6 protein-coding genes and 3 tRNA genes are annotated in these 15,643 nt (G+C 53.9%); 3 read left to right on the top strand and 6 right to left on the bottom strand.

All coding sequences use genetic code 11. The features are described from left to right. Positions 1–7 precede the first annotated feature (7 nt). The 3 genes from secA (at position 8) to gmk (ending at position 4,950) form a co-directional block, all read left to right on the top strand. Entirely contained in the window at positions 8–3,340 is a 3,333-nt protein-coding gene (gene secA / locus RDM37_RS05205) for a preprotein translocase subunit SecA (protein WP_308555605.1), read from the top strand. 130 nt (positions 3,341–3,470) lie between these two features. After that, positions 3,471–4,364 carry a YicC/YloC family endoribonuclease gene (locus tag RDM37_RS05200; protein WP_308555603.1) on the top strand — a complete coding sequence of 298 codons (894 nt, stop codon included), beginning with the start codon at positions 3,471–3,473 and terminating at the stop codon, positions 4,362–4,364. A gap of 19 nt (positions 4,365–4,383) precedes the next feature. Then, positions 4,384–4,950, top strand: coding sequence for a guanylate kinase (gene gmk / locus RDM37_RS05195; protein WP_308555601.1), 567 nt, complete (start codon positions 4,384–4,386; stop codon positions 4,948–4,950). 595 nt (positions 4,951–5,545) lie between these two features. Here gmk and RDM37_RS05190 read toward each other — a convergent pair. From RDM37_RS05190 to RDM37_RS05165, 6 genes are all read right to left on the bottom strand, one after another. Further along, a complete protein-coding gene (locus tag RDM37_RS05190) occupies positions 5,546–8,839 on the bottom strand; it encodes a S41 family peptidase (RefSeq protein WP_308555599.1) in 3,294 nt (1,097 codons plus the stop codon). A gap of 24 nt (positions 8,840–8,863) precedes the next feature. Beyond that, positions 8,864–10,933, bottom strand: coding sequence for a molecular chaperone HtpG (gene htpG, locus RDM37_RS05185; protein ID WP_308555597.1), 2,070 nt, complete (start codon positions 10,931–10,933; stop codon positions 8,864–8,866). A 30-nt stretch (positions 10,934–10,963) separates the two neighbouring features. Then, on the bottom strand, positions 10,964–13,999 hold the full coding sequence (locus tag RDM37_RS05180) for an ATP-dependent Clp protease ATP-binding subunit (RefSeq protein WP_308555595.1): 3,036 nt from the start codon (positions 13,997–13,999) through the stop codon (positions 10,964–10,966). A 354-nt stretch (positions 14,000–14,353) separates the two neighbouring features. Next, positions 14,354–14,437 (bottom strand) — tRNA-Leu (locus RDM37_RS05175). A gap of 56 nt (positions 14,438–14,493) precedes the next feature. After that, positions 14,494–14,577, bottom strand: a tRNA-Leu gene (locus tag RDM37_RS05170). Between the two features lie 177 nt (positions 14,578–14,754). Then, a tRNA-Asp gene (locus RDM37_RS05165) sits at positions 14,755–14,828 on the bottom strand. Positions 14,829–15,643 lie beyond the last annotated feature (815 nt).

Genomic DNA, 15,643 nt, shown 5'->3' with positions numbered 1-15,643 from the left:
ACCACTTATGGCTCTCAGTAATATCATCACAAAGCTCTTTGGCAGTAAGTCTCAGCGAGACCTCAAGGAGATAACACCCTACATTAAGAAAATCAAGGAGGTCGAACCCTCCATACAGGCTCTCAGCGATGATGCTCTGAGAGATCGCACACAGCAGCTACGCAACGAGATCAACGAGTATGTCGCCTCGGAGCGTGCCGAGATTGCTAAGCTCAAAGAGGGCATCGAAGATCTCGACATAGACGCCCGTGAAGAGGCTTGGTCTAAAATTGATAAGATAGAGAAGGACGTCCTGGAGAAGATCGAGGTCAAGCTCGACGAGATCCTCCCCACGGCCTTTGCTATTGTCAAGGAGACTGCACGACGCTTTGCCAATAATGAGACGATCGTCGTCACTGCCACGCAGATGGATAGAGATCTGTCGATAGATCACGACTTCGTGGAGATCGATGGTGACAAGGCGATCTACCACAACCTCTGGGTAGCAGGAGGCAACGAGGTCACTTGGGATATGGTACACTACGATGTACAGCTCATCGGTGGTGTCGTACTGCACAAGGGTAAGATAGCCGAGATGGCAACGGGTGAGGGTAAAACGCTCGTAGCTACCCTGCCTGTCTTCCTCAATGCGCTACCAGGTAATGGCGTCCATGTGGTCACGGTCAATGACTATCTGGCTAAGCGTGACTCCGAGTGGATGGGACCGCTCTATATGTTCCACGGGCTGAGCGTCGACTGTATCGACAAGCACAAGCCCAATAGCGAGGGCCGCCGCAAAGCTTACAATGCAGACATCACCTTCGGTACGAACAATGAGTTCGGCTTTGACTACCTAAGAGACAACATGGCGACAGCGCCCTCAGACCTCGTGCAGCGTCCGCACAACTACGCCATTGTGGATGAGGTGGACTCGGTCCTTATCGACGATGCCCGTACGCCTCTGATCATATCTGGTCCTACGCCTCAGGGGGAGGATCAGCTCTTTGAGGAGTACCTGCCCAATGTCGAGAAGGTGGTCAACGCTCAGAAAGATTTAGTATCTAAGCTACTCGTAGAGGCGAAGAAGAAGATCGGTAGCGAGGACAAGAAAGAGGTAGACGAGGGCTTCCTCCTCCTTTTCCGTGTCTTCAAGGGACTACCTAAGTACAAGCCTCTCATCAAGTACCTCAGTGAGCCAGGCATCAAAGCCTCTATGCTCAAGACCGAGGAGATCTATATGGCGGAGAACATGCGCCAGATGCACATCGTCACCGACCCGCTTTACTTCGTCATCGACGAGAAGATGAATAGCATCACCCTCACAGATAAGGGTATCGAGATGCTTTCGAAGGGTGCTGAGGATGCCTCTTTCTTCGTACTCCCAGACATTGCATCTCAGCTAGCAGAGCTGGAGGGCGAGCACCTCGCTCCCTCTGAGTATGCTGCTAAGAAGGACGAGCTCATCACCAACTATGCGATCAAGAGCGAGCGTGTCCACACGGTCAATCAGCTCTTTAAGGCCTACGCTCTCTTCGAGCGTGATGATCAGTATGTGGTCATAGACAATAAGGTGATGATTGTCGACGAGCAGACCGGTCGTCTCATGGATGGTCGTCGCTACTCGGACGGTCTACACCAAGCTATCGAGGCTAAGGAGCGCGTCAAGGTCGAGGCTGCAACGCAGACCTTTGCGACCATTACCCTGCAAAACTACTTCCGTATGTACCACAAGCTGGCGGGTATGACCGGTACGGCTGAGACTGAGGCGGGAGAGTTTTGGGACATCTACAAGCTCGACGTGGTGGTCATCCCGACCAACCGCCCCGTGATTCGTGATGATCAGAACGATCGTATCTACAAGACGGCTCGCGAGAAGTACAATGCAGTCATCGAGGAGATCGAGCGACTCATAGCGGCTGGTCGTCCAGTGCTAGTGGGTACCACTTCGGTCGACATCAGTGAGCTGCTCAGTCGTATGCTTTCGCTGCGCAAGATCCCCCATCAGGTGCTCAATGCTAAGCTACACCAGAAGGAGGCCGAAATCGTCGCTCAGGCTGGTCAAGCTGGCACCGTAACCATCGCAACCAACATGGCTGGTCGTGGTACTGATATCAAGCTCTCGCCAGAGGTGCGTGAGGCTGGTGGACTAGCCATCATCGGTACGGAACGACATGAGTCACGCCGTGTGGATAGACAGTTGCGTGGTCGTGCTGGTCGTCAGGGAGACCCCGGTAGCTCTGTCTTCTTCATCTCGCTAGAGGATCACTTGATGCGACTCTTTGCGAGTGATCGTATTGCTTCGCTGATGGATCGTATGGGCTTTGGCGAGGGTGAAGCTCTTGAGAATAAGATGCTCAGCAACTCTGTAGAGCGTGCGCAGAAAAAGGTCGAGGAGAACAACTTCGGTATCCGTAAGCGCCTCCTAGAGTACGATGATGTGATGAACTCACAGCGTAAGGGTATCTATGAGAAGCGTCGCCACGCTTTGATGGGCGAGCGCATCGGTATGGATGTGCTTAACATGCTCTACGACGTGACTGAGGCGATTGTCAATAAGAATAAGGAGGCGGACGACTACGAGGGCTTCCGCAACGAGCTCCTCTCGGTGCTGGCCGTAGAGACTGAGCTGACTCCTGAAGCCTTCAAGTCGAGCCACACGAATGAGGTGGTCGACAAGACCTTTGAGACAGTCTATCAGGCACTCAACCACAAGGGCGAGAAGATCGCCACGGTCGCTTACCCGATCCTGCACAACCTCTACGAGACGCAGGGCGACAAGTTCAAGCGCATCATCATACCGATCACGGATGGTAATAAGGTGTACAACATCCCTTGCGACCTCGCCGAGGCAGACCGCACTGAGGGCAAGAGCATCGTCAAGGAGTTTCACAAGACGATCATGCTCTACACCCTCGATGATGCCTGGAAGGAGCACCTCCGTGAGATGGACGAGCTGCGCAACTCTGTGCAAAACGCTAGCTACGAGAACAAGGACCCACTCCTCATCTACAAGCTAGAGTCCTACGACCTCTTTAGCGATATGCTTGACGGACTCAACCGCAAGACCGCTACCATCCTCACGCGTGGTCGCATACCGCTACCCGCTGACGATGAGACCGGCTCTAGTCTCTCCGTCCGTGAGGCGCAGACCGAGCGACACACAGATCGTAGTCAGTACCGTGAGACCAAGGACGAGATCGCTAGCCAGCAGGAGGCGCAGCGTCAAGCTGGACAAGCCGCCACACAGGCTTCACAGCCTAAGGCTCAGCCTATTGTCAAGGAGCAAAAGATCGGTCGCAACGACCCATGCCCTTGCGGTAGCGGTAAGAAGTATAAGAATTGTCACGGGCGCAACGCCTAGACATCATCATATAGGGGCAGGCTTTGGCAAAAAGCTTTGCCCCTTTTTGCTATTTCCCAAAAGTCAACTGGGACGCAGTAGGGTAGTGCACGACGCTACCTTTGCTTTGATCCCCACACAGCGTAAGACTATGATTTACTCCATGACAGGATATGGTAGCAGTCAGCTACTCCTAGAGGGTGTCACCTACGAGGTCTCAATCCGCTCCGTCAATAGCAAGCAGCTCGACCTCTCGCTCCGACTCCCCTCCATCCTACGAGACCGAGAGATAGAGCTTCGTGGCATCTTGATCCCCACACTCTTTAGAGGCAAGGTCGATGTGACCATTCGCACGGCCGATAATTCGCTAGGCACCTCCCCTCAAGTACAGATCAATGCGTCTCTCCTCCATGCTTACTACGATCAGATCCATAGTGCCATAGAGGCCGAAGGCATTCCTCAGCCCGAAGATCTGACACGTCTCTTGCTCAGCTACCCAGGCGTCATCGTAGAGCAGGGCGAGACGCCCCTCACCGACGAAGATATGCAGCTGCTGAGCCAAGCTATCGGGGAGGCCGTTGATCAGTTCAACGCTTTTAGAGAGCAAGAGGGCGCATCGCTCGAGCGCATCTTTGTGGAGAAGCTTGACCGCATCGCCGCTTTGCTTGCAGAGGTTGACCCCTACGAGCAGAGTCGCATCACAGACCTTCGGAGCAAGCTCGAGGAGCGACTAGTCCAGCTCACCTCCATACAGTACGACGAGGCAAGGCTAGAGCAGGAGCTCATCTACTACATCGAGAAGCTAGACATTAGCGAGGAGAAGAACCGACTCGCCAACCATATCCGCTACTTCCGTGAGGTGCTAGCCCAGTCCGGCGATCCCGATCCCTCTAGGGGCAAGAAGCTCGGCTTCATCGCTCAGGAGATGGGGCGTGAGATCAATACCCTAGGCTCCAAGAGTAACAACGCTGCCATGCAGCAGCTCGTCGTCCAGATGAAAGACGAGCTAGAGCAGATCAAGGAGCAAGTCCTCAACGTACTATAAACCCTAAGTGCCAAAAGCTATGTCACATCTCATCCTTATCTCAGCCCCCTCAGGCTCTGGCAAAAGCACCGTCATCCAGCAACTCATGCAAGACGAGAGCCTGCGACTCTCCTTCAGCATATCCGCCACGAGCCGTCCGCCGCGAGGCAATGAGCAGCATGGTGTGGAGTACTACTTCTACACGCCCGAGCAGTTCAAGAAGTTGATCGCTGAGGATCGCCTCGTCGAGTATGTGGAGGTCTACCCCGGCAAGTACTACGGCACGCTCCGCAGCGAGGTTGACCGGCTAGCTGGTATGGGGCGCAACATCCTCTTTGACGTCGATGCCGTCGGGGCGATGCGCATCCAAGAGGCTTACAGAGACAAGGTGGTCAGTATTTTCCTCATGCCACCCACCTTTGCGGAGCTGCGTCGCCGGCTAGAGTCACGAGGCACCGAGAGCCCCGAGCTGGTCGAGGAGCGGATGCGTCGTGCTTCGTATGAAATCAACTTTGCCGAGCAGTTTGACCACACCGTGGTCAATGACGACCTCAAGCTCTGTGTCTCGCAGGTCGCACAGATCATCCGCGACACGATCAGCCAGTAACTTACTCCACGCTCTACAAGCGAGTGCGCGTAGCGTAATCCCGCTTTATCGACAAATAGAAGGCTCAGCTGTCCTCCCTGGATAGCTGAGCCTTCTGCCATTCGTATCAGCTTGATCTAGTAGCACATACGAGTTCCAAGAATAGTTCCCCTCTTGGAACTTTTTAGTTCCAAGGGAGGAACTTTCGAGTTCCAAGGGAGGAACTTTCGAGTTCCAAGGGAGGAACTTTTCAGTTCCAACGGAGGAACCGTTCAGTCGATGGGTCTGTTCTCTGCTCCGACTAGTTTTCCAAAAAGTTTCCAGCCTTGGAAAAATAAATTTCCAACGGTGGAAATTTTATTTTCCTCCCTTGGAAATCTTTTTTCCCAGCGTTGGAAAGTTCAGTTTCCTCCGTTGGAAACTTTAGGCTCCCCCGTATGAAACTGGAGTTTCACCCGATGGAGGCAAGGAAAGAGGCGGATAAGACGACAAAAAGAGAGGAGACGCCGATGACGACATCTCCTCTCTTTGGGGAATTTAGTGGGGAGGCGTGATGCTCCTCACTGAGTATGTTAGCTTTTACCGCAGGGTAAGCGGTGCTAGCTTCGTTTGCGGCTTATCGCTTGGGGAAGGTAGGCTGCGGATGCGCCTTGACCTCCTCCAGGAGTACGCGTACGGCTGCTTCTAGCTGACTATCGTGTCCCTCGAGGACGCGGTTGTAGTCGAGCGGAACCACGACATCGGGCTCGAGCTGCTTATTCTCGAGGAAGTCTCCCTGCTGGGTGCGATAACCTACGGCAGGAATGCCGAAGAAGAGCAGCGGGTTCTGCATGGTGACCCAGTTGACCGAGGTCATAGTGCCTGGTACTGGCATGCCGACGACCTTGCCCATGCCGAGGGTTTGGTAGACCCATGGAGAGCCGTGTGCATTGGAGTAGTCAGCCTCGCAGACGAGCATGACTGAGGGCTTGGTCCATCGCTTGCTAGGCATCGTGCAGTAGTCCTGCCCACGAACCTCTTGCTGCAGATAAGCCTTGCCACTGAAGAAAGTCTCGAGGTCTTCGTGCAGACGACCACCACCGTTGTAGCGGATGTCGATGACGATACCGTCGCATTGGTAGTACTTGCCCATCACCTCGCTATAGACGGTGCGGAACTCGTCATCGCCCATGCTCGGTATGTGTACATAGCCGAGACGACCGTTTGAGAGACGCTGTACCTCAGCTTCGCGAGCCTTGACCCAGCGCTTGTAGAGTAGTCCCGAGAAACGGCCCGAAGAGATCGGACGAACGGCCTCGGTGATCTCCTTTTGCTCCTTATTACTATAGAAGGTGACAGCCGTGAGCGTGCCGGTAGTGCCTGCGAGGAGGTCACGCCAGTCGGTGTGGTGGTCGATGCGTGTACCATTGATTGCGACGATGCGGTCGCCAGGCTGTAGCTTGGTCAGGTAGGTGTCAAAGGGCCCGCCCGTAACGATTTCATCAACAATGATGCCCTCGAGGGGTAGGGAGTACCAGTTGTAGAGTAGTCCCAGATGTCCCGTAGCTGGCTCGCTAGAGCTCTGTCTGTAGCCTGAGCCGGTGTGCGATACGTTGAGCTCGCCCAGGATCTCGCTGAGCATCTCGGAGAAGTCCTCATTCGTCGCAATATGGGGCAAGAACTGGCGGTAGTGGTCGGTCAGCCCCTTCCAGTCTACGCCGTGCATGTCTGCGCGGTAGAAGCGTAGCCCCTCCTCACGAACCATAAAGTCGTACATCGCCTCACGCTCGGCGTAGCTGTCTAGCTCCACACGAGCACGGTAGTTGACTGGCTCAAACTTCTTTGAGGCGGGTGTAAAGCACTGTACCCGTCCAGAGGATATGACGAAGATCTTATCCCCCTTGGGAGTGGGGCGCATATAGGCACTGCCCGAGAGGTCTAGCTGACGTAGCATGGAGGTATTGCCCTCGCGTAGGTCTGTCTGCCAGAGGTTGTACCCCCCCTCAAAGGCTGATAGGTAGTAGAGGTTCTTGCCATCGGCATCGACATAAGCGTCTGCTAGGTCGCTCGAATTGGGCGTGAGCCGTACGATGCGGTCCTCGATGCCCTGGATCTCGACGACGATCGGCTTGGTCTCGTCCTTTTTCTTGGCACTCTCCTCAGCAGGGACGGGATCAGCGCCATACTGTAGTGTGTCTAGTCCAGCACGGTCGTAGAGGTCGCGTTCTTCGGGTGTCATGCTAAACTTCTCGTACGCCTTGCGATTGAGGAATACGAGGAAAGCATCGCTCATGGAGCCCCACGAAGCGTGGTTGCGCATACCATATCGGTCTGAGGTAAAGAGGATGGCATTGCCCTCCATAACCCAGCCCGTGAGGTCGCTGAAGTAACCCGTATTGGTCAGGTTGATCACCTCACCTCCGGTCGCTTTTACCAAACCTACGTCACCAAAGGGCGCATGGACATTGGGTGTATATCCGAAGGCTATCCAGCGGCTGTCAGGACTCCACTCGAAGCTGATGTAGCCGTGCATCTCGGGCTGATCCTTGCCACTGGTGACCTGCGTGAGCTTCTTGCTCTCGACATTATAGGTATAGATGCACTTGCGGTCTCCGACGAAGGCGATCAGCTTGCCATCGGGAGAGTACTGGGGGAGGGCTTGCTCCATCTTGCACTCGGGCATGAGTGGCTCCTCCTTGATGATGGTGGCAGAGGCGAAGTCTAGCTCTTTGTCCGAGGCGATGGTCGCCTTGTAAAGGATATGCTTGCCGTCACGGCGTGAGTCGTAGACGAGCGTCTTGCTGTCGGGACTCCAGGTGACACTCTCCTCGGCACCGGCGCTCTGGGTGATGCGCTTCGTCGTGCCATGCTCGACAGAGGTGACGTAGACATCACCACGCATGATGAAGGCTAGCTGCTTGCCGTCACTGCTTGGCGTGAAGGAGCTACCTCCACTGCTGGCTGTGCGGCGGTACACTTTGTCCTTAGGACCCTCGGTGCGCAGGGTGATCTGTACCTTCTGCGGGGAGCGTCCCTCGGTCATGGTGTAGAGGTCACCATCGTAGGCGAAGCAGAGCCGTCCGGAGCGTGAGATGCTGAGGAAGCGCACGGGGTGATTGCGGAAGCTGGTCACCTGCTGAGCGGTTTGCTCGCCGATGCGCTGCTTCCAGACGTTGAGCGAATTGCTTTTGCCTCGCTCGCTGATGAAGAAGATGGTCTGGTCATCAGGTCCGAAGACGGGTGAGAGGTCTTCGCCTGGCTCTAGTGTGCAGGCGGTAGTGGCTCCTGTCTTGGGGTCTACTATATAAATGTCTCGTGTGACGGAGCTGGTGTGGTGCTTGCGCCACTTATTCTCAAAGCCCTTGATGTCTTGCGCTACATAGCGGTCGCCACGATGGCTGAAGGTGACAGTCTCCAGAGGACGAGGGTTGTAGAGCATAGGCGTGCCGCCATCGACAGGGATCATGTAGAGCTGCGAGAGGATGCCCGAAGGGTTGAGCGCACTGGTGGCAGGCTGCTGGAGAGATTCGGACATAATGATAAAACGACCGTCGGGTGTGTAGCACTCGACGGTATGGCTATTGCCCGAGTGGTGCGTGATGCGCTTGACATCGCCACCGAGGGCTGACATAGTGTAGATGGAGCGGTGCCCATCACGATTGCTCATGAATGCGATACGCTTGCCATCGGGACTCCAGGTGGGGTTTGACTCGTACCCATCGGAGCCAGTCAGGAGACGCGCCTCGCCACCGATAGCGTCGACAATGTAGATGTCGCCTTGGTAGCAAAAGGCTATCTGATTACCATCTGGTGAGATCTGGGCATAGCGTAGCCAGCGGGGTGTCTCCTGCGCTACAGCCCCCACGAGCCAGGTGGCTGAGAGGGCTAGTAGGAGTAGGAGACGCTTGCAAAGGGAAGTGTTCCTCTTCATAAAAACGGATATTCTTAGGGGTATTTACTTAGACGATAGAAGTTCGGTGGTGCGCTTGATGAACTCTTGTAGAGCAACGCCTCTTAGTTCACCAGCTGAGAGTAGAGCCAGCTCGACGATGTGACGTATCACAGGCTGCTTCTCGGCATACTGGTCGAAGGAGCTTTGCATCTCGCCGTGCAGCTCTTCTTGCTGCTTGTGGAGAGCCTCCTTCTTCTCTTGTAGCTCTTTCTTTTGCTCCTCGGTAGGCTCGGTCTGCTCCTTAGCCTCCTTGTCTAGCTCGGTGACTTGCTCTTGGAGCGTAGCGAGCTGAGAGCGCAGAGACGCCAGCTGTGGCTCTAGCTCCTTGCCCTCACCCTCTAGCAGGCTCTTGATGAGCGGGTGGTCGGCATTGAGAACGAGCGAATAGCTGTCGGGGAGTGAGTTGTAGAAGGAAGCTCCAGGCTGATACTGCGACATCTCCTTCATACGGCGCATCCACTCCATACGCGTGACCACTGCTGGCTGAGCCTCCTGACCCATGTTGCGTAGGAAGACCTGATAGTTGACCTCGCCCGTCGGAAGCGCCTTGGCAAAGAGGCTACGCATGATCTCGGTCTCATGTGCGGAAGCATCGGTCGTCGTGTCGTCACGCTGGATCAATTGGTCGACCGTGTCGCTGTCTACACGTACGAAGTGCGTGCCCTCCCACTTTTGCTCTAGATGGTTGAGTAGGGGCGTGTCAAGCATGCCGTGCATATAGAGTACGTTGTACCCCTTAGCTTCGGCAGCCTGTATGTAGCTGTACTGCGCCTCAGGATCGGTAGCGTAGAGGTAGACGAGCTTGTCGTCCTTGTCGGTCTGATTGCTCTTGACCAGCTCACGATACTCCTCGGGTGTGTAGAACTTCCCAGCCACATCCTCCAGTAGGAGTAGTGACTTGAGCGCACGCTCCTCCATCTTCTCATCGGTGAGGATACCATAATGTATAAAGACGGAGAGGTCGGGCCACTTAGCTTCGTAGGTGGGGCGATCATTCTTCATGATCTCCTCCAGCTTGTCGGCCACCTTCTTAGTAATGTAGCTACTGATCTTCTTGACATTGCTGTCGGACTGTAGGTAAGAGCGCGACACATTGAGCGGGATGTCTGGTGAGTCGATCACACCGTGGAGCAAGGTCAAGTACATAGGCACGATGCTATCCACCTCGTCAGTCACAAAGACCTGATTGCAGTAGAGCTTGATCTTGTTGCTCTGCAGATCCACCTTGTTGCTCACCTTGGGGAAGTAGAGTACGCCGGTCAGGGTGAAGGGGTAGTCTACATTAAGGTGTATCCAAAAGAGCGGCTCGTCAGCTCCTGGGTAGAGCTTACGGTAGAACTCACGATAGTCCTCGTCCGTAAGGTCTTGCGGCTTGCGGAGCCAGAGCGGGTTGGTGTCGTTGATCACATTGTCCTCGTCGGTGTCCTGCATCTTGCCGTCCTTCCACTCTTGCTTCTTACCAAAGATGATGGGGATCGGGAGGAAGCGACAATACTTCGTCAGTAGCTCCTCGATGCGAGCCCGCTCGAGGAACTCGCTGCTCTCTTCGTCCAGGTGCATGATGATGTCGGTGCCACGCTCGGTGCGGCTACCCGTACTCATCTCGTAGGCAGGCGAACCGTCACAGCTCCAGTGAACCGGCTGTGCGTCTGGCTGGTAGGAGAGGGTGTCTATCTCGACACGCTCGGAGACCATAAAGGCTGAGTAAAAGCCTAGTCCGAAGTGCCCGATGATATTGCCGGAAGCGTCTTTGTACTTCTCCAGGAAGTCCTCCGCTCCAGAGAAAGCTATCTGATTGATGTAGCGCTCTACCTCGTCGGCAGTCATACCGATACCGTAGTCTCGTACGGTGAGTGTACGCGCCTCCTTATCTAGTAGGACCTCTACACGGAGGTCCTCAGTATTGCCCACCTCCGTGCCACGAGCTATCAGAGCGCGTAGCTTGGTCGTCGCATCGACTGCGTTGGATACGATCTCACGGAGGAATATATCATGCTCACTATAGAGAAACTTCTTGATGACGGGGAATATGTTTTCACTCGTAACCCCAATTTGTCCTTTATTACTATTCATAAGCTTGAGTTATTTGTCTGATTTGATTGGTTACCGCTCGTCGCCCTTCTGGCTGGAAGAGGTAAACGAGGGTAGGGCGAAGCCTAGGGTCGCTTCATCGCTCTTTGCTTGCGTCTCCTTTTGCGGTGCACGCTTGTCCACCTCCATGAGGAGTTCGCCCTCAGAGACACGCAGGCGCACCGTGTCGCCCACATTTGCCTCACCATCGAGGATGAGATCCGTCAGCTTGTCCTCGATCCAGTGACGTAGGGCACGTCTCAGCGGTCTAGCACCGTACTCTAGGTCAAAGCCCACGTCGGCGAGCTTGTCCTTTGCCGAGGGTGTGACCACAAGGTTGTACCCCTGCTCGGAGATACGCGCCATGATAGGACGTAGCTCCACATCTACGATCTTGCGAATGTCCTCCTTCTCCAGGCTGGCGAAGTAGATCGTCTCATCAAGGCGGTTGAGGAACTCAGGGCTAAAGTGCTTCTTGAGCTGCTTGCTCAGCAAAGCCTCCTGCTCCGTCTGGGTGAGCTGCACCTCCTGACGGAAGCCGACACCAGCACCAAAGTCCTTGAGCTGGCGCGTACCGATGTTGCTCGTCAGTATGATGACTGTATTCTTAAAGCTCACGTGCGTACCATCGGCCGCGGTGATAAAGCCGTCGTCGAGGATCTGCAGGAGTATGTTGTAAACGTCTGGGTGCGCCTTCTCTAGCTCGTCAAAGAGTACGACCGAGTAAGGCTTGCGTCTGACCTGCTCCGTGAGCTGTCCGCCCTCGTCGTAGCCGACGTAGCCAGGAGCTGCGCCCACGAGACGAGACACGTTGAACGACTCCATATACTCACTCATATCAATACGTATGAGTGCGTCCTCATCGTCAAAGAGCAGCTCGGCAAGCTTCTTAGCTAGATAAGTCTTACCGACACCTGTCGGACCAAGGAAGAGGAAGCTCCCGATGGGTCGCTTGTCGCTACCCAAGCCAAGGCGGTTACGCTGTATCGCTTTGACCACCTTGTCGATTGCATCGTCCTGACCGATCACTATATCCTTGAGCGTCTGGCGCATCTGGCGTAGCTTAGCGTGCTCCTCCTGACTGATGTTGGAGATAGGCACGCCACTCATCATAGAGACCGTCTTGGCGACCGCCTCCTCATCTACAGGTAGATAGATGGCAGCCTCCTGGGCATGAGCTTTCTCGAGCTCCTCATCCACCTCTTTCTGGACTAAGTCCTCCTGCACTTTGAGGGTCATAGCGGTGTCGTAGTTGCTCTCACGCACTGCCTTGTCACGAGAAGCGCGATAGGTACGCAGCTGCTGTCTGAGCGAAGCGACCTTGTCGCTCTCACCCACTTTGCCCTTGAGGTGCATACTCGCTCCCACCTCGTCTAGGACGTCAATAGCCTTGTCGGGGAAGTAGCGGTCGTAGATATATCTATTGGTCAGGCGCACCATAGCGACCAAAGCTTCGTCGCTGTAGCGTACATGGTGAAACTCTTCATATCGTCCTCGTAGCTGGCGCAAGATCTCTAGCGTCTCCTCGGGCGTGTTTGGCTCGATCATCACCTTCTGGAAGCGACGCGCCAAGGCCCCGTTCTTCTCAATGGTCCTGCGATACTCATCCAGTGTGGTGGCGCCGATCACCTGTATCGTGCCACGCGCTAGAGCCGGCTTGAGCATGTTGGAGGCATCCATACTGCCCTCTGTCGAGCCCGCGCCCATCAGCGTGTGGATCTCGTCAAAGAGTAGGATCGTATTGCCCAGCATCTCAGCCTCCTTGAGTAGCGCCTTAAATCGCTCCTCAAAGTCTCCTCTGTAGCGTGTGCCGGCTAGCATCTGTGCTAAGTCTACGCTGTAAAGCACCTTGCCACGAAGTTTGTAGCTCACCTCATCGCGCGCTAAGAGCTGTGCTAAGCCCTCGGCGACGGCTGTCTTACCGACACCCGCCTCGCCGATCAGCACGGGGTTGTTCTTCTGTCGGCGACAGAGTATATGTGTGATACGCTCTAGCTCCTTAGCACGCCCGATCATCGGGTCTAGCTTGCCGTCCTTAGCGAGCTGGTTAAGGTTGGTCGCAAAAGCATCTAGCGCAGGTGTTTTAGAGCGCTTGCTAGACTTGTTAGAGGCTTTCTCCTCCTTGTCGCCCTCATCATCGGCGTTTAGGTCGAAGGGGTTGCTTCCCGAGTTTTGCGTCACCTTGCGCTGCTCGTGACGTATGATTGCCTTGATATGCTCTTGTATCTCTTCGGGCAGCTCCTCTAGTGGCACAGCGCGCATAGAGTTTTTGTCCGTCTCTCCGTCGGGATTGTTTTGAGAGACGAAGACCTCTACCTGCTTTACAATAGTGTTAGGATCCATGTCGCTAGTAGGCTTCTTCGTCTGGGTAGCGTCTGAACCGGCTATGGCTGAGTAAAGCCTCTCAAGGGGAGCCTCCCATGCGGCGACATCGAGCTCCTGGCGCATCTCCTCTGTCAACGCGTCAGGCATACCCGCCATAGCAGTGGAGAGGATCGTCTGAAGCATCTGCTCCTCCGCCTCGACACTGGCTATCGCCTGCACCTCGACAGAGGTCGCTTTAGTACTATGCTCTAGGCTGTTCTGTACGTAGCTAGCTAGGATATCCTCCTTAGCAGGACGAGAGGTGATGAATGGCCATGGGTAGATGTCTGGCCGCCCCTCGTGTAGCATATAAGCGATAATACGCGGTGCGTCAATCACTGGGAAGTCATCATGATTGGGAAAGATCTCCCACGCTCCCTCCAGAATGGCCTTGACCTGATCGTGGTAGTAGCGTACGAGCTCCGCACTAGGCATCGTGTACTGACTCTGCTCGATGGTGTCATGGATCTGCTTGTAGTAGCCATTCTTCGCAGGCTCCTCAAAGAGCGTATATTGTAGTTGAGTGAGCGGTATATTTAGAGTGCGCAAGATGAAGACACTAGGGAAGGTGTCTTTACTGCGAGCTAAGTCGATGAAGAGCGATCTAGAGATGTCTAGTTGCTTCCCCGAGCGTAGTCCGATAGCGCAAGCTCTAGAAAAGGCTCTGACCACTAGGTCACTTATTTGGTATGGCGTGAAATTCATGCGTTTGTAGTTATCTCTTGAGAGTGAATTATGTAGTGCTTCGTACCGCTGCAAGGGTACTGGCACTGGGCGATATATGCGGGTGCAAAGCACAGCTAGGCACCCTCGTGCAATAGTCTCGCTGTGTAAAGGTATTCAAAAACTGTACCACGGCAAGGAATACGACTATCATCGGCGATCTCTACGCCTTAAACAGACGAAATAGACAGACCAGATAGCCGACAGGACAAATTGACCCAACGGAGACTATTGCAAAAGTCTCCAACGGTGTAGGCAGAGATAGGGTAGGGCAAAAAGAGAGAGACCTACTGAAGCCTCATCTGCATAAGGTCATCCAATAGGTCTCTCTCGTAGTACGCAGGATGAGAGTCGAACTCACACACCATTGCTGGCACTACCCCCTCAAAGTAGCGTGTCTACCAATTCCACCACCTGCGCATACATTATATTATATAGTCTCTTACAGCAACTACTACGCCTAAAGTAATCTTAGGTGCCCAAGACAGGAATCGAACCTGCACAAACTTGCGTTTACTAGTACCTGAAACTAGCGCGTCTACCAGTTCCGCCACTTGGGCTTGTAGCAGTGACTACCTGTGTACATATAACAAACTCTCCATAGTAGCCATGGGGAGTCTATAAAAAAGTGCTGTAACCAGGAGATCGCTACCTCCTTAAGACTAAGAATCCTCTTACTCCGTCACACTCGCTGACCATCTTGTCAGGAAGCTGTGACCTCGTATGAGGAATCAGAGCGGTGCGGACGGGACTCGAACCCGTGACCCCCTGCGTGACAGGCAGGTATTCTAACCAGCTGAACTACCGCACCTCGGTTGTTTTGCTCTGCAAAGGTACAAAAAATAATCAACACTGCAATAGCTACAGGCGACTTTCTTTTGCGAAGCTCCAAATGAATCCCTTCTGATAGGCTCACTAGCCTATGTTTCGAAGGGGAGAGCAACGCTCCTCTGCTCCTTAGCGGTGACAAAGGTACGACAATTTTTGAAACTAACAACTGCCTCCTCCTCAATTTCTGCGCCACAAGTCACGATCGTGACAAGAGCGTACGTCAGATCTGCGACTTAGACCTCTGTTAGATAGGATCTTATCAATTGATCCTGTGGTGATGACGCATCTGTTCTCGTGATAGAAATATTTTATTGGCGATGATCTTGTTGCCCTGAGTAGACCAGGGCTAACGCATTATAATCGCTCTTTCAGGAGCTACACATGAGCGACAACCGAGGCTTGGATGAGCTCATTATATATTATGGCTGTTCGACTACTCGACTTCGACCAATCTATAGTTTCCCTCGTATGAAACTCCAGTTTCTCACCAAGGAAACTCTAGTTTCTCACCAAGGAAACTCCAGTTTCTTCCCTAGGAAACTTTAGTTTCACCCAAGTGGTATTGATAGTTAGCTCATTTCTGCAGAACGATCTACTCGATGATCCCTCAAAAAGCTTTCACCGGACAGCAATAAATAATGTGTCACCCCTGCTGAGTAGGCCGAAGTGGCGAACCTCCACGTGGCTGTTTTTTATTCTCCACGTGGGAAAGGAAAAATTCTTCCGAAGTTTCATTTCATTCCTCCGAAGTTTCATTTCATTCTTCCGAAGTTTCATTTCATTCTTCCGAAGTTT

Source organism: uncultured Porphyromonas sp. (assembly GCF_902489635.1).
Lineage (GTDB): Bacteria > Bacteroidota > Bacteroidia > Bacteroidales > Porphyromonadaceae > Porphyromonas.
Note: the sequence above shows the minus strand (reverse complement) of the source record. Positions and strands in the feature narration are given on the sequence as shown.

Bases quoted from the DNA above. Each gene is read 5' to 3' on its own strand.
- secA (WP_308555605.1), top strand. From the start codon at position 8: ATGGCTCTCAGTAATATCATCACAAAGCTCTTTGGCAGTAAGTCTCAG.
- RDM37_RS05200 (WP_308555603.1), top strand. From the start codon at position 3,471: ATGATTTACTCCATGACAGGATATGGTAGCAGTCAGCTACTCCTAGAG.
- gmk (WP_308555601.1), top strand. From the start codon at position 4,384: ATGTCACATCTCATCCTTATCTCAGCCCCCTCAGGCTCTGGCAAAAGC.
- RDM37_RS05190 (WP_308555599.1), bottom strand. From the start codon at position 8,839: ATGAAGAGGAACACTTCCCTTTGCAAGCGTCTCCTACTCCTACTAGCC.
- htpG (WP_308555597.1), bottom strand. From the start codon at position 10,933: ATGAATAGTAATAAAGGACAAATTGGGGTTACGAGTGAAAACATATTC.
- RDM37_RS05180 (WP_308555595.1), bottom strand. From the start codon at position 13,999: ATGAATTTCACGCCATACCAAATAAGTGACCTAGTGGTCAGAGCCTTT.